The sequence below is a fragment of the Mycobacterium sp. 3-98 genome (assembly GCF_035918355.1).
Classification (GTDB): domain Bacteria; phylum Actinomycetota; class Actinomycetes; order Mycobacteriales; family Mycobacteriaceae; genus Mycobacterium; species Mycobacterium intracellulare.
Map to the genome: position 1 here is coordinate 2,007,557 of NZ_CP142360.1, position 23,028 is coordinate 2,030,584.

A 23,028-nucleotide genomic window follows, 5' to 3' on the forward strand; every position below is an offset into this window, starting at 1 on the left:
TCTTGAGATTGTGAATGCCAGCGATCGGTCGACGCCGCGCCCCGGCTCGGGGGGCGGCGAGCGGGCGCGCGTGGCCGTCGTCTTCGGGGGGCGCAGCAACGAGCACGCCATCTCGTGCGTCTCGGCGGGCAGCATTCTGCGCAACCTCGACCCCGAGCGTTTCGAGGTGGTCGCGATCGGCATCACCCCGGAAGGTTCCTGGGTGCTCACCGACGGCGACCCGGCCGCGCTGGCGATCACCGACCGGCGGCTGCCCGAAGTCACCGCCGAGTCGGGAACCGAACTGGCGCTGTCGGCCGATCCGCGGCGCGGCGGCCAATTGGTCGCCCTGCCGCCCGGCGCCGGTGAGGTGTTGGCGTCCGTCGACGTGGTGTTCCCCGTGCTGCACGGCCCCTACGGCGAGGACGGCACCATCCAGGGTCTGCTCGAACTCGCCGGCGTGCCGTATGTGGGGGCCGGTGTGCTGGCCAGCGCCGCCGGCATGGACAAGGAGTTCACCAAGAAGCTGTTCGCCGCCGAGGGATTGCCGGTCGGCGACTACGCGGTGCTGCGCCCCTCGCGCGCGCGGCTGCGGCCCGAGGAGTGCCAGCGGCTGGGGCTGCCGGTGTTCGTCAAACCCGCCCGGGGAGGTTCCTCGATCGGTGTGAGCCGGGTAGCGAGCTGGGACCAGCTGGACGCCGCCGTCGCCGCGGCGCGCCGCCACGATCCCAAAGTCATCGTCGAGGCCGCGATCGTCGGCCGCGAGCTGGAGTGCGGTGTGCTCGAAATGCCCGACGGCACAGTCGAAGCCAGCGCGCTCGGCGAGATCCGGGTGGCAGGCGTGCGGGGCCGCGAGGATTCGTTCTACGACTTCGCCACCAAATACCTTGACGACGCAGCCGAATTGGACGTGCCCGCAAAGGTCGACGACGAAATCGCCGACACAGTGCGCCAATTGGCGGTCCGCGCCTTCAAGGCCATCGACTGCCAGGGTCTGGCGCGGGTGGATTTCTTCCTCACCGAGGACGGGCCGGTGCTCAACGAGATCAACACGATGCCGGGGTTCACCACGATCTCGATGTACCCGCGGATGTGGGCGGCCAGCGGCGTGGACTACCCGACCCTGCTGGCGACGATGGTCGAGACGGCGCTGGCCCGCGGGGTGGGCCTGCGCTAGCTAGCGCGCCGGCCCGGGGCTGATGGGCCCGGCCGGGATGCGCTGCGCGATCACCTCCGACAGGCGCTGGATGGGCGCCGGGCCCGACCCGGTGGGCAGCGTGAGCGCCACGTAGACACCGCGATCCACCGCGTACCAGGTGGATCTGCCGGCGTCACCGGCGGATTGCTGGTCGGAGCGCACCTGGAACCACTGCACCCGGTCGACCACCTGGATCGGGGAGCCGACGACGAACTCGCCCGGGCGGTCCAGGCCGCAGCGCAGCACGACGGGGTCGGCGCCCCGCCCGGAGCGCCATGCCGCCGCGCCCACCGGTTCCGGCTGCTCGAGCGCCGCCCGCTGGTAGTCACCCAGGCGCTGCGGCAGCGCGTCCATCAGCGCCCGGCACGCGGGGCTGTCGGCCTGCGGCGCCGGGACGCCCGCGACGGCGACCGGCTGCGGGGGCGCCTCACGGGTGGCCGCGATCGCCAGGATCACCCCGATGGTCGTGACGGCCAGCGCCACCGCGACGATGATCACCGCGCGCGGCGGCCCGCCGTCGGCGTCCGATTCGGTTGCCACCGCCCGCACCTCCTGTCCCCACATCACTATCGCCTCAGCTCACCCCGATGGCCAATTATCGTGGGTGGCGTGCGGGACGAATCGACGCTGCGGCAACTCGGCGAATTCGCCGTGATCGACCGCCTGGTGGCCGGTCGCCGCCAGCCCGCCGCTGTGGTGCTCGGGCCGGGTGACGACGCGGCGCTGGTGGCGGCCGGCGATGGCCGCACCGTGGTGTCGACCGACATGCTGGTGCAGGACCGCCACTTCCGGCTGGACTGGTCGACGCCGCACGACATCGGCCGCAAGGCGATCGCCCAAAACGCCGCGGATATCGAGGCGATGGGCGCGCGGCCCACGGCGTTCGTCGTCGCCTTCGGCGCGCCCGGTGAGACGCCGGCGGCCGCGGTGGACGCGCTCGTCGACGGGATGTGGGACGAGGCGCAACGGGTCGGGGCCGGCATCGCCGGCGGCGACCTGGTCAGCTGCCCGCAGTGGGTGATCTCGGTGACGGTGCTCGGCGATCTCGGCGGCCGCGAGCCGGTGCGGCGATCGGGCGCAACGCCGGGTTCGCTGGTCGCTGTCGCCGGCGACCTGGGCCGTTCGGCCGCGGGATTCGCCTTGTGGCACAACGACATTGGTGGGTTCGAGGAGCTGCGGCGCCGGCATGTGGTGCCCGAGCCGCCGTACGGTCAGGGTGCGGTCGCCGCCGCCTGGGGAGCGCAGGCGATGATCGACGTCTCCGACGGCCTGATCGCCGACCTGCGGCATGTGGCCGACGCGTCGGGGGTAGGCATCGACCTGTCCACGGCGGCGCTGGCCGCCGACCGCGACGCGCTCGCCGCGGCGGCCGCCGCCGCAGGCGCCGATCCGTGGCCGTGGGTGCTGGGGGGCGGCGAAGACCACGCACTGGTGGCATGTTTCGCCGGACCCGCGCCGGCCGGATGGCGCATCATCGGGCGGGTGCTCGACGGGCCCGCCCGGGTACTCGTCGACGATCAGGAGTGGAGCGGCCACGCCGGCTGGCAGTCGTACTAGGGTGACGCGGTGACCGTTTACCCGATCGCGAAGGGCCGACGATGACGGCGCGCCCGCTGAGCGAATTGGTCGAGCCGGGCTGGGCGAACGCGCTGCAACCCGTGGCCGGGCAGGTCGCCCAGATGGGGCAGTTCCTGCGGGACGAGATCGCGGCCGGGCGCAGGTATCTGCCCGCCGGCCCGAATGTGTTGCGCGCCTTCACCTATCCATTCGACCAGGTCCGGGTGCTGATCGTCGGGCAGGACCCCTACCCGACGCCCGGACACGCTGTGGGGCTGAGCTTTTCGGTAGCCCCCGAGGTGCGGCCGCTGCCGCGCAGCCTGGCCAACATCTTTCAGGAGTACACGACCGACCTGGGCCACCCCCCGCCCTCGTGCGGTGACCTGACGCCCTGGGCGCAGCGTGGTGTGCTGCTGTTGAACAGGGTGCTCACCGTGCGACCCAGCAATCCGGCGTCGCATCGGGGCAAGGGCTGGGAAGCGGTGACCGAATGCGCCATCCGGGCGCTGACCGCGCGCTCGCTGCCGCTGGTGGCGATCCTGTGGGGCCGCGACGCCTCGACGCTCAAACCGATTCTCGCCCAAGGCAATTGCGTGGCCATCGAGTCACCGCACCCCTCGCCGCTGTCGGCGTCGCGGGGGTTCTTCGGCTCCCGCCCGTTCAGCCGTGCCAACGAACTGCTGGCCGGAATGGGCGCGGACGCGATCGATTGGCGGCTGCCCTGAACGAGATGACCGCGCTACGGGCGAACCGGCGCGGCGGACCGGAGCAGCTGGTGATCGAGCGGGCGCCCGTGCCGGTCGCGGCGGCCGGGGAAGCCTTGGTGGCCGTGCACGCGGCCGCCATCACCTTCGACGAGCTGACATGGGAGGAGACGTGGACCCGCGACGGCGTCAGCCGAACCCCCGTCATCCCGTCCCACGAGGTCTCCGGTGTGGTGTCCGCGGTGGCCGACGACGTCACGGATTTCGTGCCCGGCGACGAGGTCTACGGACTGATCGCGTTCGACCGCGACGGCGCGGCCGCCGATTTCGTCGCCGTGCCCGCGGCCGATCTGGCCGCCAAACCGTCGACGGTCTCCCACGTCGTCGCCGCCGCGCTCCCGCTGGCCGGCCTGACCGCGCTGCAGGCACTGGTCGATCACGCCGCGGTGCAGCCAAAGGAGAGCGTGCTGGTGCACGGAGGCGCCGGCGGGGTGGGCCTGTTGACCGTTCAGTTGGCCGCCCTGCTGGGTGCGCGGGTGACCGCGACCGTGCGCAGCGACACCGCGAATCTTCTTCGCGGCTGCGGCGCGCAGCGGGTGATCGACACGCGCACCGAGGCATTTGACGAGGACGGCGCCGCCTACGACGTCGTCGTCGACACCGTCGGCGGGCAGACGCTGGAAAGGTCCTACGGCGTGCTGCGCCGCGGCGGCCGGCTGGTGACGTTGTCGGCACCGCCGCCGGACGGCCGGGCCGACGAATTCGGCGTCAGCGCAACCTTCTTCATCGTCACACCGAATCGGGATCAGCTCGCCGAGCTCGCCGCGCTCGTCGACAGCGACCGGTTGCACGTCGCGATCGCCCAGACGTTCCCGCTCGACGAGGGCCGGGAGGCGTTCGAAAGCCGGGAGCGGGGCGGCCGCGCCGGCAAGACGGTCCTGGTCGTGCGGGATTGACGGCTCGGCGTCACGACGCCGGGAAGTTGACGTCCTTGGTGACGGCTTCCCATTCGTCGATCGACGCCGACAACGCGGCGATCTTGTCCCGCATGGCCTTGAGCACGTCGCGGCCCAGCAGCAACCGCAGCGGCGGGTCGTCGAGCTTGGCGAGCATCAGCACCGCCTCGGCCACCTTGCGCGGGTCGCCGGGCAGGTGATCGGCGAACTGCTTGATCAGGTCCTTGCGCGCCGCCACGTCGGCGTAATCGGTGATCGGCGCCCCGGATTCCTTCATCGACCTTGTCGCCCAATCGGTGCGGAACGCGCCGGGTTCGACGGCGGTTACCTTGATGCCCAGGGGGCGGACCTCGGTGGCGAGCGCCTCGGTGACCGCCTCCAGCGCGAACTTGGTCGACGAATAGTAGGCGTTGGGCGGGTTGGCCACCAGGCCGGTCATCGAGGAGATGTTGATGATGTGGCCCGATCCGCGGGCGCGCATGGCCGGCAGCACCGCCTTGATCATGTCGACGGCGCCGAAGTAGTTCACGTCGAACAGCTTTCGGACCTCGGCGTCCTCACCCTCTTCCACCGCGGACAGGTAGCCGTGTCCGGCGTTGTTGACCAGCACATCGATTCCGCCGAAGGCCTCGTCGGCCGCCGCCACCGCGGCCGCGACCTGGCCGGTGTCGGTCACGTCGAGCGCGACGGCCAGCGCCCGGTCGCCGAACTCGTCGGCGAGGTCCTGCACCGCCTCGGCGCGCCGCGCCGTCACCACCACGCTGTGGCCGGCTTCCAGTGCGGCGCGGGCGATTTCGCGTCCGAAGCCGGTGGAGCATCCCGTGATCAGCCAGCGAGCCATGCCTAAATCGTCCCTTCCGGTAGGCGGCGCAGATATCCCTTGCGGCGCTCGGCGAGCTGGGCGGCCCGCTGCTGCGGGCTCACCCGCTCCAGGTGTGGCACCTCCGCGTCGAGCCGGTCCAGCTTGACGACGCGGCCCCGCGCACCGAGGTCTTCCCGCGGACCGGCCTCGCTGAACTCCGCCATGCGCAGGGTCAGGATGGCCTCGCGCAGGCCGTCGGAGTCGATCCAGTTGGCCACGCCGGGGTCGATGGGGGAGATCACGTAGGTGTAGGTGCCGTCCTGGTTGGGGACCGACTGCGCCTTGTTGAGGCTGCCGGTGCGGTCGACGAGCTCGAGCGTGGTGCCCCAAACGTTGCTGAGCGGGACGGTGAAGTATTCGGCGCCACCGTCATTCAGGTCGACGACGAACGCCTCGTCGGGGCCGAGATCGAAGCGGCCCATCACGTACACCTGGTTGCGCATGGCGCCGATCCTGTCGGCCGACCAGGCCAGGTTGAACTGGTTGGCCGGCATCTTGTACACGCCGTGGCTGAGCTTGCCGGTGAAGTTCGCGAAGTAATCCATCATCGCGGCGGTGGCCTCGGCCTGCTCGTCAAGGGTGCGTGCCGGTGTTGACGCCGGGGCGCCAAGCCGTTGCACCTCAAGGTGATTGGGGTCGTCGCGGCCCCAGTCCAGCAGCACGTCTCGAATGTAGAACTCGTGTGCCGCCGGGGTGCTCCGCACGTGATTGGGCCGACCGTTGGCGGGTTCGGAGTCGACGGTGATGGTGAAGCTGCCGTCGGAGTCGACCCTCATGGTGCGGCCGTTGAGCACGTCGACGGTGCCCATGTTCGCATCCCAGAGGGTGAAGTAGTTCTCGGTCATCCGGTGTTCGCCGACCCGGCCGTGGATCTCGTAGCGCTCGTCCCCGGAGATGGGGATCACCCGGTACACGCTGTCGGGATTGTCGATGCCCCACCGCGATCCGGGGATCCGGCGGCCGTTTACGGGGTGGGCCAGCCGGGTGATGCAGCTGACCTTGGGTCGCAGCTTGTCCTGGTTGGACGACCACATCGCCGCCGAGAACATCACCTCGGCGAACGCGTCGTCGAACCGTTCGCGCATCGCGTCGGACGCCTTGGCGCGGCCCAGCCAGGTTTCGGCAACGGTCCGGTACGCGGCCTTGACGGTGGGATGCTCGATCAGCTCGAGCGCCGCCAGTTCCTGTTCGTGCTGGGATGCCGTCGCGACCGGGTCTTCAGGCATGCGCTGTTCCTCCGATATATTGTGCAAATCGCTTGTTGTACAACGTGAATCGCTCGTCGACCTGCTCGGGAAGCAGACCGTAGTTCTCCAGGCCGTAGGGCGGGCGCGCCGCCTCGCGCGGGCGCTCACGCAGCCAGCGCCGCATCGCGTCCTCTGCCTCGGCCGTCAGCGGCAGCCCGATCGCGTCGTAGACGCGGGCCACCTGCCCGATCGGGTCGCCCACCGCATCGCCGAACCCGATGTCGGTGACGCGCTCACCGTCGTCGGACCAGCCGTCGCGGGTCGTCATCGCACGGTCGTTGGTCCAGCCCATCCGTGCCAGCCATTGCGCGCCGACCCGGTGGGTGTCGACGACGTCGGCGTGCATCGCGTGCAGCGTGGCGTTCAGACTGGCACCCGACGCGATCGTGGTGCGGGGATCGCGGTGCATGTGCACGACGTGCAGGTCGGGGAACTGGGCGCGCAGCAGGCCCAAATACCCCAGGTGCGCCGGCGATTTGAGCACCCACCGTTGACCGGCCAGCCCGCGTTGGCGTTTTTGCCATTGCAGGAACTGCAGCATGCGGTGCAGGTAGCCATAGGCGGGGGAGAAGTCCTGGTCGTCGAGCCAGGTTCGGTAGTGGGGCAGGTGGGCGCCCGACTCGGGGACGTGCGACAAGAAGGCGTCCGCCAAAAAGACGATCTCCTCCTCGGCTTCGGTGGCGTACATCGGGTGGATGGAGAACAACTCCGGCGCCAGTTCGCGCGATTTCGCCTCGCGGGCTTGGCTGATGGCGATGCGCGGATCCACCCCGGTGAACGGATGGTTCAACCGCGGCGCGACCTCGACGACCTCCCACCCGTACGCGCAGACGAAGCGCGGATCGGCCGCCAGCAGGCGCTGCAACAGCGTGGTCCCGCTGCGCATCATCCCGACGACGACGACGATCGGCGCGGCCACCCGCTCGTCGAGAATCTCCGGATGGCGGCGGATCCACTCCTGGGTGCGCAGCCGCATCCGCAGGCTGTGCACGATGCCCGAGCGCAGGATGTGGGCGCCGACCGCGTTGAGGTCAGCCCGCGCATAGTCGCGCAGCAGGACGGTCAGCGGCTCTTCGAATTCGCCCGGGCCCCAATCGGTGAGCCCTTCCTTGCGTTGCGCGTCGGCCAGGACGGCGGCCGGCTCGAAGACGCTGGGGGACGGCACGAGGCTCAGAACTTCAGGTGGTGGCTGACGTCGCCGACCTGGTCGACGAACATGGTGCGGCTGTCGAAACACCAGGCGCCGTCCACCCGGTGAAAGGTGTCCTTGTAGTGCCCGGTCACGATGACCTGCAGCGGCAGGTCGGGGGTGGCCTGGGTGACGCAGTAGTAGGACGTGCTCGTCGCGGTGCCCTGGGCCTCGTCGATGTACAGCTGGACGTTGGTGGTGTTGTGTTTGGTCTTCGGGGTGCCGTCTTCGTAGATGCGCGTGGCCATTTCGTACATCTCGCGGACCCGCGCCGAGCCGGCGAACACCGTTTCCGGCGGACCGTCCTCGACGCCGCAGATGCGGCCGTGCTCGAAGAGGCGAGCCACCCCGTCCAGGTCGCCGCCGTCGAGCAGCTGCGCATAGGTGTAGATGAGATTCGTGATCTCGGTGGCGCTGTCACTCATGTCGAACCGCCTCGGGAAGTCCGTCCGGTCCAACTTACATAGAACCGACGATTACTCTTAGTCGCCGTGACCTTACCGTGGACGCCGAGCAGGCTCGGCAACCTGACCGGCAAGCGCGTGATCGTGACCGGAGCGACCAACGGGGTGGGGCTGGGCACCTCGCGCGCGCTCGCCCACGCCGGCGCGCACGTGATCCTGGCCGTGCGCAACACCGAACTCGGCGAGCAACGCGCTGCCGAAATCTCCGCGAACGGCGGCGGTGCGACGTCGGTGCAAAAGCTCGACCTCGCCGACCTGTCCTCGGTGCGGGCCTTCGCCGGCCTGATCGACGAGCCGGTGGACATCCTGATCAACAACGCCGGCGCCCTCACCGACCGCCGCACCGAGACGGTCGACGGATTCGAGACGACACTGGGCACCAACCTGCTCGGGCCGTTCGCGCTGACCAACCTGCTGCTGCCCAAGGTGCGTTCGCAGATCATCAACGTCGGCTCCGACGCCCACCGGTCGGCGACGCTGCACCTCGACGACCTACACCTGCGCCGCCACAAGTGGACGAGGTTGGGCGCCTACGCGCAGTCCAAGCTCGCGGTCATGCTGTGGGGGCTCGAGCTGGACCGCAGGCTGCGCGCGGCCGCATCGCCGCTCGTCACGCAGCTCACCCACCCCGGTTGGGTGGCCTCGAACCTGTCCAACCTGGGCGACTCGCCGCTGATGTCGCTGGCCCACAAGGGGGTCAAGGCGGTGGCCGACCGGTTGGCCAACGACATCGACGAGGGCGCGGCGCCGACGCTGTACTGCATCAGCGAGCCGATTCCGCCCGGCAGCTACGTCGGGGTCAGCGGCAGGTTCGGGCTGCGCGGTGGGCCGGTGCTCATCGGCCGCACGCCGCTGGCGTGCGACTACGACACGGCCGCGCGGCTGGTGGCCTTCGCCGAGCGCGAGACCGGCACGAAACTGGAGATCTGAGCATGGGTGAATTCGACAACGTCGTCGCCGTCGTGACCGGCGCCGCGCGCGGCCAGGGCCGCAGCCACGCCGTCGCGCTGGCTGAGCAGGGCGCCGACATCATCGCCGTCGACATCTGCGCCGACCTCGAGGCCATTCCCTACGCGTTGGGCACCGAGGCAGAGCTGGCCGAAACGGTCCAGCTGGTCGGGTCGACGGGCCGCAAAGCGGTTCCGGTGATCGCCGACGTGCGCGACCTTGCGGGTCTGCGGGCCGGCGTGCAGGCGGGCATCGACGAGCTCGGCGAGGTCGACGTCGTCATCGCCAACGCCGGGGTGGTGGCGATCGGCGTCACCGAGCCCGACGCCGAACCGGTGTTCAACACGATCGTCGACACCAACCTCAAGGGTGTGTGGCACACCATGCTGGCGACGGTCCCCTCGATCGTGCGCAAGGGTGTCGGCGGCTCGGTCGTGCTGGTCAGTTCGTCGCAGGGCCTGACCGGACGTGGCGGTGACGGCAGCGCCGCGATGTTCGCCTACGCGGCGTCCAAGCACGGTGTCGTGGGTCTGATGCGCTCGGCGGCCAATGCGTATGCGCCGCACAAGATTCGGGTCAACTCGGTGCACCCCAGCGGTGTCGCGACGCCGATGATTCTCAACGACTTCGTGGTGAACCGGATGACGGAGAACCCGAACCCGGCCGTCTCGCAGATGCTGCTGCCCGGCGTGCCGTTGGTCGAGGCGCGGGACGTCACCGAGGCGGTGCTGTGGCTGGCCGGGCCGCGGTCGCGCTACGTGACGGGGGTGTCGATCCCGGTCGACGCCGGCCACGTCGTCATGTAGGGGGAACTAGCCCCTGACGACCTTGCCGGCCTTGATGCAGGACGTGCAGACATTGAGGCGCTGCTTGTTACCGCCCGGACGGGCGACGTGCACGGTCTGGACGTTGGGGTCCCACCGGCGGCTTGTGCGGCGGTGGGAGTGCGACACCGACTTGCCGAAGCCGGGGCCTTTCCCGCAGATGTCGCACACAGCGGCCATTGTTCAAGCTCCTCAAAATCTCGGGGGTCCGGCAATCCGGCCGGGACAGCCCGGCCTCACCGGGCCCAATCAGAATACCGATTGTCGTGGTAACCACCAAAACGTCGACGGGCGGCCCGGGCCATGCCGGGGTCAGGTGTGCGCCGCGACCCCTTGGGCGGTAAACACCGAGTCGATCACAGTACCGGCGCGAATCCGGGCTGCTCGGACGCGGCGCCGCTAGGATGGCGTCGCCGCCGATGGTCGGCGCGGTCGCTGCCTATATCAGGTGCGGACGGCGCGCTGATTGGCTGAAGTCTTCTTCCCGGTGGTGCCGGCCCGCGCGGAGCTGCGGATGAGGCTGGGAAGCGAATATCGGCAGGCTTGAGGGGAGTGCGCGGGGTGGTTGCGCGCGCCGAAAACGCCGGACCAGCCGACGTCGAAAGCGGGCGGGGCTCACCGGCGGGCGTACGACGGTTGGTGTTGAGGTTGCGCCGGGTGGCGGCGGCCTATCTGGTGGTGGCGGCGCTGGGCAGCGTCGCCATAGGGAGTACGTCGGTCAACTGCCCGACCGCTGTGGGCGGGCATGACGGCATCGGGCAGGGCGGACCGGGCCCGAGAGCATCGGGCCCCGCTCCAGCCGATGCGACGTGGTGGTGGCAGCCCCGTCCGCCTCGTCCCGCGGTGCAGGAGGCGGCCGCGGTGCGCGGCGGAATCCAGCTGCGGCAGGTCGCTTTCGACGGTCGGGGAGTGTGGCCGGACGGACCCGACGCGATCCGCGGCTATCTCGAGGAGGCACTGACCCGGATCGGCGTCACCGAGGCGTCGGCCCGTGGTCACTGGATCGAGGGCATGATGACCATCGCCGACCACGAATCGCAATTCCATTCGGGTGCGATCAACCTGTCAGACAGCAACGCCTACGGGCCTTCTCAGCTCGACGGTGGCCCGCTGCACGCCACGCGCGGCCCGTGGCAGGTAATGCCGGATACCTTCGCGACCTTCCACCAGCCCGGGACGTCGAACTCGGCGTGGGATCCGGTGGCGGCCGCATGCGCGTCGATGAACTATCAGATGAGCCGCTACGGCGTCAGCCGCGACGGCAGCAATCAGCGCGCGCTGGTGGGGCAGGCCAATCCCGGTATCCGGCAGGGCTATTAAGCTCTGCCGCTGCCGGCCGGCCGCTCGATCTTCCTCAACGGCGCGGAGCAACTGAGCGCAGCGGCTGCGTCGCCGGGCTACGCTGGCGCCCACCGGGAGACAGGTGCGGAGGAGGTGGGTCAACTGGGCACTGCTGATACGTCGCAGCTACGTCTCCTGGACGCGATGACCCTGCGAGACTGGGCGCACACCGCCGTCAGCGACCTGATCACCCACATCGACGAGATCAATCGACTCAACGTCTTTCCCGTCGCCGACTCCGACACCGGCGCGAACATGCTGTTCACCATGCGTTCGGCCCTGGCGGAACTGAACGCGCAGGGCGGCTCGGGGTGCGCCGCCCGGGCCGCGGCCGCGCTGTCGGCCGGCGCGCTGAACGGCGCCCGCGGCAACTCCGGGGTGATCCTGTCGCAGATCCTGCGTGGCCTCGCCGACGTCACCGCCACCGCCGCGAGCGACGCCGGCGGCGACCTGCCCCACATCGACGCCGTCGTGCTGGGCGATGCGCTGCAGCGCGGCGTGGAGCTGGTCATCACCTCGATGGGCGGCGAGGAAGTCCCGGGGACCATCGTCTCGGTGCTACGGGCCGCCGCGACCGCCGTGCAGCAGTGCGCGCGCGCCGGGGACGGGCTCGCGCCGGCGGTCATCGCCGCTGGGGACGCGGCGGTGGTCGCCCTGGAAAAGACCCCCGAGCAGCTCGACGTGCTCGCCGACGCCGGAGCCGTGGACGCCGGCGGGCGGGGCCTGCTGGTCCTGCTGGACGCGTTGCGGACCACCATCACGGGGCAGGCGCCCGCCCGGGCGGTCTACGAGCTCGCGCCGCGGGCGCAGCGCACCGAAGCCCCCGCGCCGCGCCCGGCGCCCCAATTCGAGGTGATGTACCGGCTGGACGGCTGCGAGCCCGCGGCGGCGGACGCGCTGCGGGACCGGCTGGAGGACCTGGGCGATTCGGTGGGCATCGCGTCGGCGCCGTCGTCCGCGCAACGCACCTATTCCGTGCACGTGCACACCGACGACGCCGGCGCCGCCGTCGAGGCGGGACTGGCGGCCGGACGACTCAGCCGCATCGTCATCTCGGCCCTGAGCTCCGGGGCCCCCGGGTTGCCCGCGGGCGGCTGGACGCGGGAACGGGCGGTGCTGGCCGTCGTCGACGGCGACGGCGCCGCCGAGCTGTTCGCCGGGGAAGGCGCCTGCGTGCTGCAACGCGACCCCGCAGCGCACGATCCCACGACCAACATCAGCGCGCACCAGCTGATGCGCGCCGTCGTCGACACCGGCGCCGCGCAGGTGATGGTGCTGCCCAACGGCTATGTGGCCGCCGAGGAGCTGGTCGCCGGGTGCACGGCGGCCATCGGCTGGGGGATCGACGTGGTGCCGATCCCGACCGGGTCGATGGTGCAGGGCCTGGCCGCGCTGGCCGTGCACGAGACCGGCAGGCAGGCCGTCGACGACGGCTACACCATGGCCCGGGCGGCCGGCGCCGCGCGGCACGGATCGGTGCGCATCGCCACCGAGAGCGCGTTGACCTGGGCGGGCCGCTGCCATCCCGGCGACGGCCTGGGCATCGCGGGCGACGAGGTGCTGATCGTGGCCGCCGACGCCGTCGGGGCGGCGATCGGCCTGCTCGACCTCCTGCTGGCCTCCGGCGGCGACCTGGTGACCGTGCTGCTGGGCGCCGGCATCGAGACCGATGGGGACGTCGGCGCCGTCGGCGACATCCTGGAAGAGCACATGCACGACCACCACCCGGGGACCGAACTGGTCACCTACCGCACCGGCCACCACGGTGACGCGCTGCTGATCGGGGTCGAGTAGCGATGGTGTCGCTGTCCGACCGGCTGGACTACGCCGTCGGCGGGAAGGTCGTGGAGCTCCTCGACGAGGTGTTCGGCATCCGGACCGTCAACGACCTGCTGCGCCACTACCCCCGCAGCTACACCGAGGGCGCCAGCCGCTGGGACGCCGACGACGAACGGCCGCCCGCCGGTGAACACATCACCATCGTCGACACGATCACCGACACCGAGACGTTCCCGATGAAGAAGACGCCGAAGAAGGTCTGCCACCGCATCACGCTCGGCTCCGGGCGCAACAAGGTGACCGCCACGTTCTTCAACGCGAACTACATCAAAAAGGACCTCACCACCGGCACCAAGGTGATGCTGTCCGGCGAGGTCGGGTTCTTCAGGAACGTCATGCAGCTCACCCATCCCGCGTTTCTCCTCCTCGACACGCCGGACGGGAAGAACCGCGGCACCGTGTCCCTCAAGAGCATCGCCAACGCCTCGCACGCCACCACCGGCGAAGACATCGCTGACGCGTATCAGCGCCACTTCTTCCCGATCTATGCGGCCAGCGCCAAGCTGCAGAGCTGGACCATCTTCGCCACCGTGCGCCAAGTGCTCGACGTCCTCGACCCGGTGCCCGATCCCCTGCCCGAGGACCTGCGCGCGAAATTCGGCCTGGTCTCCGAGGATCAGGCGTTGCGCGACATCCACCTCGCCGAAAGCGAGCCCCGCCGTCAGCGGGCACGCGAGCGCCTGACCTTCGACGAGGCCGTCGGGCTGCAGTGGGCCCTGGTGGCCCGCCGGCACGGCGAGCTTTCGGAATCGGGGCCCCCGGCGCCGCCGCGTTCGGACGGTTTGGCCGCGGAACTGTTGGGGCGGTTGCCTTTCGAGCTGACCGCGGGGCAGCGTGACGTGCTCGGCGTGCTGTCCGAGGGGCTGGCGTCCAACCGCCCGCTGAACCGCCTGCTGCAGGGGGAGGTGGGCTCGGGTAAGACGATCGTGTCGGTGCTGGCGATGCTGCAGATGGTGGACGCCGGTTATCAGTGCGCGCTGCTGGCGCCGACGGAAGTGCTTGCCGCGCAACATCTTCGATCCATCCGCGACGTGCTCGGCCCGCTGGCGATGGCGGGCCAGCTGGGCGGCGCCGATCGGGCCACCCGGGTGGCGCTGCTCAGCGGTTCCATGACCGCCGCGCAGAAGAAGCAGATCCGGGCCGAGATCGCCGGCGGCGAGGTGGGCATCGTCGTCGGCACCCACGCGCTGCTGCAGGACGCGGTGGAGTTCGACAACCTGGGCATGGTGGTGGTCGACGAGCAGCACCGCTTCGGGGTCGAACAGCGAGATCAGTTGCGGGCCAAGGCCCGTCCCGGTGTCACCCCGCACCTGCTGGTGATGACGGCGACGCCGATCCCGCGCACCGTCGCGCTCACCGTCTACGGGGACCTGGAAACGTCGACGCTGCGCGAACTTCCGCGTGGACGCCAGCCGATCACCAGCAACGTCATCTTCGTCAAGGACAAGCCCACCTGGCTCGGCCGCGCCTGGCAGCGCATCAGCGAAGAGGTCGCCGCCGGCCGGCAGGCCTACGTGGTGGCGCCCCGCATCGACGAGGACGACGATCCGGGCACGCAGGAGCAGAACGCCAAGGCCCCCGAGACCGCCGAAGGCCTCTACGCCCGACTGCGTTCCGGCGAGCTGGCGCACCTGCGGCTGGGGCTGATGCACGGGCGGCTGTCCGGCGACGAGAAGGACGCGGTGATGGCGGCCTTCCGCGCCGGCGAGATCGATGTGCTGGTGTGCACCACCGTCATCGAGGTCGGCGTCGACGTCCCCAACGCCACCGTGATGCTGGTGATGGACGCCGACCGGTTCGGGATCAGCCAGTTGCATCAGCTGCGCGGCCGGATCGGCCGCGGCCGGCACCCGAGCCTGTGCCTGTTCGCCAGCTGGTCCGCGCCCGACTCGCCGGCCGGCCGGCGGCTGCGCGCGGTGGCCGGGACGCTGGACGGCTTCGCCCTGGCCGACCTGGACCTCAAGGAGCGCCGCGAGGGAGATGTCTTGGGCCGCAACCAGTCCGGCCGGGCGATCACGCTGCGGTTGCTGTCCCTGGCCGACCACCTGGAGTACATCGAGGCGGCGCGGGAATTCTGCGTCCGAACCTATACCGAGGACCCCTCCGATCCCGGATGGGCCGTGCTGGCGGCGCGATTCACCGACACCGACCGCATCGAATACCTGGACAAGAGTTGAACCGCAGGGTGCTGTTGTGGTTGGCCGCGGCGGCCGCGCTCGCGGTGGTGGTGGCCTACCAGACGGTCGGGACCTCGGCCTCTCGGCACTCCGCGGAATACGCTGCGCGCGCGGATGTTCCGACGGTGCTGCCCGGCGTCGACGTGCTCGCGGGCATCCCGGTCGTGCCGGTGCGGCTGCACCGCTACGACTACCTGCGGGCGGCGTTCGGCGACGCCTGGGATGACGACAACGACGCGCCGTTGGGGCACAACGGGTGCGACACCCGCGACGACATCCTCAACCGCGATCTCGTCGACAAGACGTACGTGTCGATCAAGCGGTGCCCGGACGCCGTGGCCACCGGCACGCTGCACGACCCGTACACCAACAAAACGATCGCCTTTGCGCGCGGCCCCAAGGTCGGCGAATCGGTGCAGATCGACCACATCGTGCCGCTCGCGTACGCCTGGGACATGGGCGCGTACGGCTGGCCGGCGCCCGAGCGGCTGCGCTTCGCCAACGATCCGGCCAACCTGCTGGCCGTCGACGGGCCGGCCAATCAGGACAAGGGCGATTCGCCACCGGGCCAATGGATGCCGCCCAACGGGGCGTTCGCCTGCCAGTACGCCATGCAATTCATCGCCGTGCTGCGCGGCTATGCGCTGCCGGTGGATGCGGCGTCGACCGGTGTTTTGCGTCAGGCCGCCGCGAGCTGCCCCGCGGCGTAGCCGTCGGTTATGAACCCTCGTAGGTGTCGGGGTCCGGGCGCAGCCGGGTGCCGTCGTTGAGCCCGTTGATCGCATCCATGTGCTCGGCGGCCAACTCGAAATCGAACACGTCCATGTTGGTCGCGATGTGCTCTTCCTTGGCCGAGCGGAAGACGACCGCGTTGCCCAGCTGCAGGTTCCACCGCAGCAGCACCTGCGAGGCGGTCTTGCCGTATTCGCCGGCGATCGAGCTCACGGTCGGGTTGTCGATCAGCTTGTCCAGCGCCAGCGGCGTGTAGGACTGCGTGACGACGTTGTGCTCGGCGTTGGTCTTGCGCAACGCCTCCTGGTTGAGCAGCGGGTGCAGCTCGATCTGGTTGACCGCGGGAGTGACGAACGTGAGGTCGATGACGGTCGTCAGGTGTTCCTCGGTGAAGTTGGAGACGCCGATCGAGCGGGCCTGCCCGTCCCCGCGGGACTGGATCATTCCGCCGAAGGAGTTCACGTAGTTGCCCAGCGACGGGGCCGGCCAGTGAATCAGGTACAGGTCGACGTAATCCAGGCCCAGCCGTTCCAGGCTGGCGGTGCAGGCGTCCATCGCCCCCTTGAAACCCTGATCGGAGGTGGCCAGCTTGGTGGTCACGAACAGCTCGGCGCGCGGAATCCCGGAGGCGGCGATGGCGCGCCCGACGGCGGCCTCGTTGCCGTAGGCCGCGGCGGTGTCGATGAGCCGGCAACCGATTTCCAGCGCCGCCGATACCGCGCGTTCGGTCTCGTCGTCCGACAATTCCGCGACGCCCAGGCCCAGGGCCGGCATCGTGTTTTCGTCGTTGAGAGCAATTGAGGGTGCGGCGGAGCCCGACTCGCCAGTCAATTCATTCACCTGCCTGTGAAATTAATGGTCCGAGATTGTGCACCGAGCCGGGTTCCGCCATCGCGCGAGAAGATCAACGGCGTTCGGCGCCGAGTTCGAGGCGCTGCGTTCGAAATCGAACACGTCGAAGTTGCTCGCAATCCGTGAGGGCTTCATCGGCTTGGGGATCACGATATTACCGAGGGAGCAAATGCAACCTAATCAACACCTGGGCAGGTGTCCATCCGCGGCCTCCGGTACCCGGTGCGCCACCACGTACAGTTGGTCGCGCGGCACACCGGAATCGGCGGCCGCTCAGGGGTGAATTCACTTTCGTCGTCAAGCGGTGCCACGTTGTTTGAAAAAGGGGGTTGCCCATGACCAAGCCTCTGTCTGCCGCGCCAGACGTGCACACCGCAGCGCAGCGCGCGTCGGTGCCCCTGGCCAGTCGCATCCAGGGCGCCGTCACCAGCGCCGGGGTCAAGGTCATCCCGTGGATCCCGACCGCGGTGCGACGAGGGCTGGTTCGCGGCCGATCGGTCATCATCGACGGCAACACCCTCGATCCGACCTTGCAGCTGATGTTGTCGGGCCTGCGCGCCGTCGGCATCGACGGGCTGGTCGTCGGCGACGACCCGGCGGCGTCCCGGGCGCAGATGCACGATTCGACCGTGGGTTTCCCCGGTCCGCAGATCCACGTCGAGGTCACCGAGTTGTCGCTGCCCGGCCCGGCCGGGGACATCGGCGCCCGGCACTATCGTCCGGCCGACGGCGCGGCGGCCCCGTTGCTGGTCTTCTACCACGGCGGCGGCTGGTCGATCGGTGACCTGGACACCCACGACGCGCTGTGCCGGCTGACCTGCCGTGACGCGGGCGTCCACGTGTTGTCGATCGACTACCGGCTGGCCCCCGAGCACCCGGCGCCGGCCGCGATCGAGGACGCGTACGCCGCGTTCACGTGGGCATACGAGCACGCCGGCGAGCTGGGCGCCGCCCCCGGCCGTATCGCGGTCGGCGGCGACAGTGCCGGGGGCAACCTCGCCGCCGTCGTCAGCCAATTGGCGCGCGACGAGGGCGGCCCCGCGCCGGTGTTGCAGTGGCTGATCTATCCGCGGACCGACTTCACCGCGAAGACCCGGTCTCTGAGCCTTTTCTCGCGCGGCTTCCTGCTGACCAAACGCGACATCGACTGGTTCGAGTCCCAATACCTGCGCCGTTCGGAGCTGGACCGCACGGACCCGCGCGTCTCGCCGGCCCTGGCCGAATCGCTGGCCGGACTGGCGCCGGCGCTGATCGCGGTTGCGGGCTTCGACCCGCTGCGCGACGAGGGCGAGGCCTACGCCGAGGCGCTGCGGGCCGCCGGGACGGCGGTCGACCTGCGTTACCTGGGCTCGCTGACCCACGGCTTCGCCAACATGTTCCAGCTGGGCGGCGACAGCATGGTCGCGACCAGTGAGCTGATCTCGGCCCTGCGCGCACACCTCAGCCGGGTCTGAGTCGCCCGGCGGCCCGCGCCGGTAATCTAGAGGCGCCTTGTCCGATCGCTTTGTCGGCAGACCGACAACTCGCCTACCGAAAGATCAGGGAACCTGTGGCCGACAAACCCAAACGCCCCCCACGATTCGACATGAAGTCGGCCTCCGGCGGTAAGTCCGGCCGGCTCGTCCAGATCGGCGGTACCGCGTTCGTCGTGATCTTCGCGGTCGTCCTCGTCTTCTACATCGTGACGTCGAACCACAAGAAGCCCGCCGCCACCGGCGCGGGCGACACGGTGCGGGTGACGTCGAGCAAGCTGGTCACCCAGCCCGGCACCAACAACCCCAAGGCCGTGGTGACGTTCTACGAGGACTTCCTGTGCCCGGCCTGCGGCAACTTCGAACGCACCTTCGGGCCGACGGTGTCGCGGCTCATCGACGTCGGGGCCATCGCGGCCGATTACTCCATGGTGTCGATCCTGGACAGCTCGCGGAACCACAACTATTCGTCGCGCGCGGCCAACGCGGCCCGCTGCGTCGCCGACGAATCCCTCGACGCCTTCCGCCGTTTCCATACCGCGCTGTTCACCACCGACATTCAGCCCAGCGAAACCGGCAAGAGCTTCCCGGACAACGCGCGGTTGATCGAACTCGCCCGTGAGGCCGGCGCCGTGGGCAAGGTGCCCGACTGCATCAACAGCGGCAAGTACCTGGACAAGGTCACCGGCGAGGCCGCGGCCGCACAGATCAAGGCCACGCCGACGATCAAGATCAACGGCGAGGACTACGACCCGTCGACGCCCGACGCGCTGGTCAGCAAGATCAAAGAGATCGTGGGCAACATCCCGGGCATCGACGGCGCGGTCGCGCCGGCCGCCATGTGACCGGCGCGGTGTCGACCGAATCGGCCGATCCCAGCGCCGATCCCACCCCGGCCCCGGTGCCGGCGCCCAGCGCGTGGTGGCTGCTGATCGCCGGGGCGATCGGCCTGGTGGCGTCGATGACGCTGACGGTCGAGAAGATCGACATCCTGCTCGACCCGTCGTACGTGCCGTCCTGCAACATCAACCCGATCCTGTCGTGCGGCTCGGTGATGATGACGCCGCAGGCGTCGCTGCTGGGGTTCCCCAATCCGTTGCTCGGCCTGGTGGCCTTCACCGTGGTGATCGTCACCGGGCTGCTGGCGTTGACGAAAGTTGTTCTGCCCCAATGGTATTGGCTGGGACTGACGGCCGGGGTGCTGGCCGGAGCGGTGTTCGTGCACTGGCTGATCTTCCAGAGCCTGTATCGCATCGGCGCGTTGTGCCCGTACTGCATGGTGGTGTGGGCGGTCACCATGTCGCTGCTGGTGGTGGTCGCCTCGATCGCGTATCGCCCTGCGCTGCAGGCCCGCCAAGCCGGCCCGGCGTGGGTGGTGTACCAATGGCGATGGTCGATCGCCGCGCTGTGGTTCACCGCGGTGTTTCTGCTGTGCATGGCGCGGTTCTGGGACTATTGGTCGACGCTGCTGTAGGAATCTGGACGTGACCCGGATCATCGGCGGCGTGGCCGGGGGCCGGCGCATCGCGGTCCCGCCGCGGGGCACGCGGCCCACCACCGACCGGGTCCGCGAGTCGCTGTTCAACATCCTGACCGCGCGCCGCGAGCTGAGCGGCCTGGCGGTCCTGGACCTGTACGCCGGCTCGGGCGCCCTGGGATTGGAGGCGCTCTCCCGCGGCGCCGCCAGCGCGCTCTTCGTGGAGTCCGACCCGCGCACCGCGTCGGTCATCGCGCGCAACATCGACACCCTGGGGCTGCCGGGCGCGACGCTGCGCCGGGGCGCGGTGGCGGCCGTCCTGTCGGCCGGGACCGGCTCTCCCGTCGACCTCGTCCTGGCCGACCCGCCGTACGACGTCGCCGCCGCCGAGGTCGAGGCCGTGCTGGCGGCGCTGATCGCGCACGGGTGGGTGCGCGAGGGCGCCGTCGCGGTCGTCGAGCGCGCGGCCGGCGGCGCGCCGCTGAGCTGGCCGGCCGGCTGGTCGGTGTGGCCGCAACGCGTTTACGGCGACACCCGTTTGGAGCTCGCCGAGCGGGTATGAGCGGGCGTGTACCGTCATTTGCCATGGCGCCGCTCCTCCCCATCGCTTCGCTCTGCATCGTCTCGGCGCGCGCCATGGCGCCGCTCCTCCCCATCGCTTCGCTCTGCATCGTCTCGGCGCGCGCCATGGCGCCGCTCCTCATTGCTTGCTCTGCATCGTCGCCGGCGCACCACGTGGGCGCCGCTCCTCCGCATCGCTTCGCTCTGCATCGTCGTCGGCGCGGGCTATGAGCGGCGCGGTATGCCCGGGCTCGTTTGACCCGGTGACGTTGGGCCACATCGATGTCTTCGAGCGCGCGTCGGCTCAGTTCGACGAGGTGGTGGTGGCGATCCTGACCAACCCCGCCAAAAAGGGCATGTTCGACCTCGACGAGCGGATCGCGATGATCAACGAATCGACGACGCACCTGCCCAATCTGCGGGTGGAGGCCGGCCAGGGCCTGGTGGTCGATTTCGTGCGGTCGCGGGGGATGACCGCCATCGTGAAGGGGCTGCGCACCGGCACCGACTTCGAATACGAGCTGCAGATGGCGCAGATGAACAAGCACGTCGCCGGTGTCGACACCTTTTTCGTCGCGACCGCGCCGCGGTATTCGTTCGTGTCGTCGTCGTTGGCCAAGGAGGTCGCCATGCTCGGTGGCGACGTGTCGGAGCTGCTGCCCGAAGCGGTCAACCGTCGCTTGCGCGAAAAGCGTGCCGGTCGGTCCTGAGCGACACCGTCTGCCGCCGAAGGCGTTGGGCGGCAACGTCATTGACGAGACGGCAAGGGTGTGGAGTAGCCGGGCGCTGCGGGGGTACCCGATGGCTCCGAGCGCGCAACGCCACGCCCAGCGAGCGGAACGGGTCAATTACGCCACGGCGGAACGTATCTTGAAGATCTGATCCGAAGAAGAGGGGGGTTCGCGCGGTCGCCGACGTCAAAGGAGAACGGCAGCCATGACGGTAGACAATCTTTTCGACGTTCCCGAGGCCGCGACCAACCTGATCGCCCTGCTGGCCGACGAGGGAGTCGCGCACTTCTTCATCAACCCCGGAACCGACTCCGCCCCGATCCAGGAAGCGCTGGCGGCGGCGCGCGCGGCCGGCACGCCGAGCCCGCGGGCGGTGCTGTGTGTCCACGAGAGCGTCGCGTTGGCGGCGGCTATCGGACACCACATGGCCAGCGGCCGTCCGCAGGCGGTCATGGTGCACGTCGATGCCGGGACGCTGAACCTGGGCTGCCAGCTGCACAACGCCCAGCGCAACGGGACGCCGGTGGTGATGTTCGCCGGGCGCACCCCCTACAGTTCGGCGCCGGAGGTCCGCGGCCACCGCGATGCCTACATCCATTGGCAGCAGGAGCAACTCGACCAGCCGGCCGTCGTGCGCAACTACGCCAAATGGCACATGGAGGTTCCCCGCGGGCGAGAGCTGGCCCCCATCGTCCGGCGGGCATTCCAGGTCGCCCAGTCCAGCCCGTCCGGACCCGCCTACGTCATGCTGCCGCGAGAAGCCCTGATGGAGCCCGGCAGCCGTGCGTTGCCGCGCCGGCTGCCGCCGGCCATACCGCCCGGCCCGGACCCCGGGGCCCTGGGCCGGCTGGCCGGGATCCTGGTCGCCGGGCAGCGGGTCGTCATCGTCGCGTGTCGGACCGCGGCGGAACCCGGGGCCGCGGTCGTGTTGGCCCGCATCGCCGAGCTGCTCGGTGCGCCGGTGATCGACCAGGGCGACCGCGCCAACCTGCCGCTCGGGCACCCCCTGCACGTGGTGGGCGACGCGGGCCCGCTGGAAACCGCCGACACCGTGCTGCTGCTGGACTCCGAAGTGCCCTGGGTGCCCGCACAGCTGGCCCCGCCCGCGGATGCCCGCGTGGTGCAGATCGACGCGGACCCCGTCAAGGCCGGCATGCCGCTGTGGTCCTATCCGGTCGAGATCGCGCTGACCGCCGACACGCGGGTGACGCTGGTGCTGCTCGAGCAGACCCTGCTGCGGCTGGCCACCGACGAGCTGCGCGAGAAGTGGAGCGCGCGGCGGCGGGCGGCCGAATCCGATGTCGCGCAACGCCGCCGGGAGGCGGCGCGCCGTGCCGCGTCCGACCGCCCGGCCGATGCGCCCGACGCGATGCTGGCCGCGCTGGGCGCCGCGCTGCCACACGACGCCGTGGTGGTCCAGGAGGCGGTGACCAACTGGCCCGCCGTGGCCCGGCAGGTCCAGCGGCCGCCGGGGCAGTTCTTCGACACGGGCGCACCGGCGTTGGGCTGGGCGCTCGGCGGGGCCTTCGGGGTCAAACTGGCCAGGCCGCAGGCGCCCGTCGTCGCGATCTGCGGTGACGGTTCGTTCAACTTCGGTGTGCCCACGGCCGCGTTGTGGTCGGCGCATCGCCATGACGCGCCGTTCGTGACGGTGGTCTTGAACAACCACTCGTACCTGGCCTCGAAGCTGCCGGTGATGGAGCTCTATCGGCAGGGAATATCGATGCGGGAGAACGACTTTCCCGAGACCCGGCTCACGCCGGACACCGACTACGCCGCCCTGGCGCGCGCGTGCGGGGGAAGCGGACGCAGCGTGACTACGCCGGCGGAGATGCGCGAGGCCATCGGGTGGGCGCTCGCCGAGGCCGACGAGGGCCGGTGCACCGTGCTCGATGTGCAGTTGCCGCAACCGTGACGC

At 70.1% G+C, this 23,028-nt stretch carries 23 protein-coding genes and 1 pseudogene; 16 read left to right on the plus strand and 8 right to left on the minus strand.

Annotated features, from left to right (window positions below; all coding sequences use genetic code 11):
* The first annotated feature begins 10 nt into the window (after positions 1-10).
* Complete coding sequence (locus tag QGN30_RS09860; protein ID WP_009952774.1) at positions 11-1,156, plus strand: D-alanine--D-alanine ligase family protein; 1,146 nt, start codon at positions 11-13, stop codon at positions 1,154-1,156.
* Here QGN30_RS09860 and QGN30_RS09865 read toward each other — a convergent pair whose 3' ends face one another.
* Positions 1,157-1,741 carry a DUF3515 domain-containing protein gene (locus QGN30_RS09865; protein WP_014380728.1) on the minus strand — a complete coding sequence of 195 codons (585 nt, stop codon included), beginning with the start codon at positions 1,739-1,741 and terminating at the stop codon, positions 1,157-1,159.
* A gap of 45 nt (positions 1,742-1,786) precedes the next feature.
* Between QGN30_RS09865 and QGN30_RS09870 the strand changes: the two genes are divergently transcribed.
* Genes QGN30_RS09870 through QGN30_RS09880 form a run of 3 tightly spaced genes read left to right on the plus strand, consistent with a single transcriptional unit; the run spans position 1,787 to position 4,394 of the window.
* A complete protein-coding gene (locus tag QGN30_RS09870) occupies positions 1,787-2,734 on the plus strand; it encodes a thiamine-phosphate kinase (protein ID WP_198347137.1) in 948 nt (315 codons plus the stop codon).
* A 41-nt stretch (positions 2,735-2,775) separates the two neighbouring features.
* Positions 2,776-3,459 (plus strand): uracil-DNA glycosylase, encoded by a 684-nt coding sequence (locus tag QGN30_RS09875; RefSeq protein WP_008258983.1) that lies wholly within the window; start codon positions 2,776-2,778, stop codon positions 3,457-3,459.
* 5 nt (positions 3,460-3,464) lie between these two features.
* A complete protein-coding gene (locus tag QGN30_RS09880) occupies positions 3,465-4,394 on the plus strand; it encodes an NADP-dependent oxidoreductase (RefSeq protein ID WP_038537026.1) in 930 nt (309 codons plus the stop codon).
* 10 nt (positions 4,395-4,404) lie between these two features.
* Here QGN30_RS09880 and QGN30_RS09885 read toward each other — a convergent pair whose 3' ends face one another.
* The 4 genes from QGN30_RS09885 to QGN30_RS09900 are packed head-to-tail and all read right to left on the minus strand — an operon-like array spanning position 4,405 to position 8,117.
* Positions 4,405-5,235: an oxidoreductase gene (locus tag QGN30_RS09885; RefSeq protein ID WP_008258981.1), complete on the minus strand. Its 831-nt coding sequence runs from the start codon at positions 5,233-5,235 to the stop codon at positions 4,405-4,407.
* 2 nt (positions 5,236-5,237) lie between these two features.
* On the minus strand, positions 5,238-6,482 hold the full coding sequence (locus tag QGN30_RS09890; RefSeq protein WP_014380723.1) for a hypothetical protein: 1,245 nt from the start codon (positions 6,480-6,482) through the stop codon (positions 5,238-5,240).
* A complete protein-coding gene (locus QGN30_RS09895) occupies positions 6,475-7,668 on the minus strand; it encodes a sulfotransferase family protein (protein ID WP_038537024.1) in 1,194 nt (397 codons plus the stop codon). The genes QGN30_RS09890 and QGN30_RS09895 overlap by 8 nt, the downstream gene beginning before the upstream one ends.
* 5 nt (positions 7,669-7,673) lie before the next feature.
* Positions 7,674-8,117, minus strand: coding sequence for a nuclear transport factor 2 family protein (locus QGN30_RS09900; protein WP_008258978.1), 444 nt, complete (start codon positions 8,115-8,117; stop codon positions 7,674-7,676).
* Positions 8,118-8,183: 66 nt separating this feature from the next.
* On the opposite strand from QGN30_RS09900, the gene QGN30_RS09905 reads away from it, so the two are divergent.
* Both QGN30_RS09905 and QGN30_RS09910 read left to right on the plus strand, forming a co-directional pair.
* Positions 8,184-9,086, plus strand: a complete 903-nt coding sequence (locus QGN30_RS09905; RefSeq protein WP_038537022.1) for an SDR family NAD(P)-dependent oxidoreductase — start codon at positions 8,184-8,186, stop codon at positions 9,084-9,086.
* 2 nt (positions 9,087-9,088) lie between these two features.
* A complete protein-coding gene (locus QGN30_RS09910) occupies positions 9,089-9,910 on the plus strand; it encodes a mycofactocin-coupled SDR family oxidoreductase (RefSeq protein ID WP_038537020.1) in 822 nt (273 codons plus the stop codon).
* A 6-nt stretch (positions 9,911-9,916) separates the two neighbouring features.
* Here the strand turns inward: QGN30_RS09910 and rpmB are convergent, their stop codons facing one another.
* Complete coding sequence (rpmB, locus tag QGN30_RS09915; protein WP_008258973.1) at positions 9,917-10,108, minus strand: 50S ribosomal protein L28; 192 nt, start codon at positions 10,106-10,108, stop codon at positions 9,917-9,919.
* A gap of 456 nt (positions 10,109-10,564) precedes the next feature.
* On the opposite strand from rpmB, the gene QGN30_RS09920 reads away from it, so the two are divergent.
* From QGN30_RS09920 to QGN30_RS09935, 4 genes are all read left to right on the plus strand, one after another.
* Positions 10,565-11,248, plus strand: coding sequence for a transglycosylase SLT domain-containing protein (locus tag QGN30_RS09920; RefSeq protein WP_014380722.1), 684 nt, complete (start codon positions 10,565-10,567; stop codon positions 11,246-11,248).
* Positions 11,249-11,413: 165 nt separating this feature from the next.
* Positions 11,414-13,063, plus strand: coding sequence for a DAK2 domain-containing protein (locus QGN30_RS09925; protein WP_020823230.1), 1,650 nt, complete (start codon positions 11,414-11,416; stop codon positions 13,061-13,063).
* 2 nt (positions 13,064-13,065) lie between these two features.
* Entirely contained in the window at positions 13,066-15,285 is a 2,220-nt protein-coding gene (recG, locus tag QGN30_RS09930; protein WP_038537017.1) for an ATP-dependent DNA helicase RecG, read from the plus strand.
* Positions 15,282-15,995, plus strand: a complete 714-nt coding sequence (locus tag QGN30_RS09935) for an HNH endonuclease family protein (protein WP_038537014.1) — start codon at positions 15,282-15,284, stop codon at positions 15,993-15,995. Before recG ends, QGN30_RS09935 begins: the two co-directional genes overlap by 4 nt.
* Positions 15,996-16,002: 7 nt before the next feature.
* Here QGN30_RS09935 and QGN30_RS09940 read toward each other — a convergent pair whose 3' ends face one another.
* Complete coding sequence (locus QGN30_RS09940) at positions 16,003-16,848, minus strand: aldo/keto reductase (RefSeq protein ID WP_165576424.1); 846 nt, start codon at positions 16,846-16,848, stop codon at positions 16,003-16,005.
* A gap of 5 nt (positions 16,849-16,853) precedes the next feature.
* A pseudogene (locus tag QGN30_RS09945) lies at positions 16,854-17,074 on the minus strand (aldo/keto reductase); the annotation flags it as partial.
* Positions 17,075-17,204: 130 nt separating this feature from the next.
* Between QGN30_RS09945 and QGN30_RS09950 the strand changes: the two are divergent.
* The 6 genes from QGN30_RS09950 (at position 17,205) to QGN30_RS09975 (ending at position 23,025) form a co-directional block, all read left to right on the plus strand.
* Entirely contained in the window at positions 17,205-18,323 is a 1,119-nt protein-coding gene (locus tag QGN30_RS09950) for an alpha/beta hydrolase (protein WP_009955165.1), read from the plus strand.
* A gap of 95 nt (positions 18,324-18,418) precedes the next feature.
* Positions 18,419-19,186, plus strand: coding sequence for a DsbA family protein (locus tag QGN30_RS09955; RefSeq protein ID WP_009955166.1), 768 nt, complete (start codon positions 18,419-18,421; stop codon positions 19,184-19,186).
* Positions 19,183-19,815, plus strand: coding sequence for a vitamin K epoxide reductase family protein (locus tag QGN30_RS09960; protein ID WP_009955167.1), 633 nt, complete (start codon positions 19,183-19,185; stop codon positions 19,813-19,815). Before QGN30_RS09955 ends, QGN30_RS09960 begins: the two co-directional genes overlap by 4 nt.
* 10 nt (positions 19,816-19,825) lie before the next feature.
* Positions 19,826-20,380, plus strand: a complete 555-nt coding sequence (gene rsmD / locus QGN30_RS09965; protein ID WP_014380717.1) for a 16S rRNA (guanine(966)-N(2))-methyltransferase RsmD — start codon at positions 19,826-19,828, stop codon at positions 20,378-20,380.
* 226 nt (positions 20,381-20,606) lie between these two features.
* Positions 20,607-21,089: a pantetheine-phosphate adenylyltransferase gene (coaD, locus tag QGN30_RS09970; RefSeq protein WP_009953984.1), complete on the plus strand. Its 483-nt coding sequence runs from the start codon at positions 20,607-20,609 to the stop codon at positions 21,087-21,089.
* A gap of 226 nt (positions 21,090-21,315) precedes the next feature.
* The gene (locus QGN30_RS09975; RefSeq protein ID WP_014380713.1) at positions 21,316-23,025 is read left to right on the plus strand and encodes a thiamine pyrophosphate-requiring protein; all 1,710 of its coding nucleotides are present in this window, start codon (positions 21,316-21,318) and stop codon (positions 23,023-23,025) included.
* Positions 23,026-23,028: the final 3 nt, after the last annotated feature.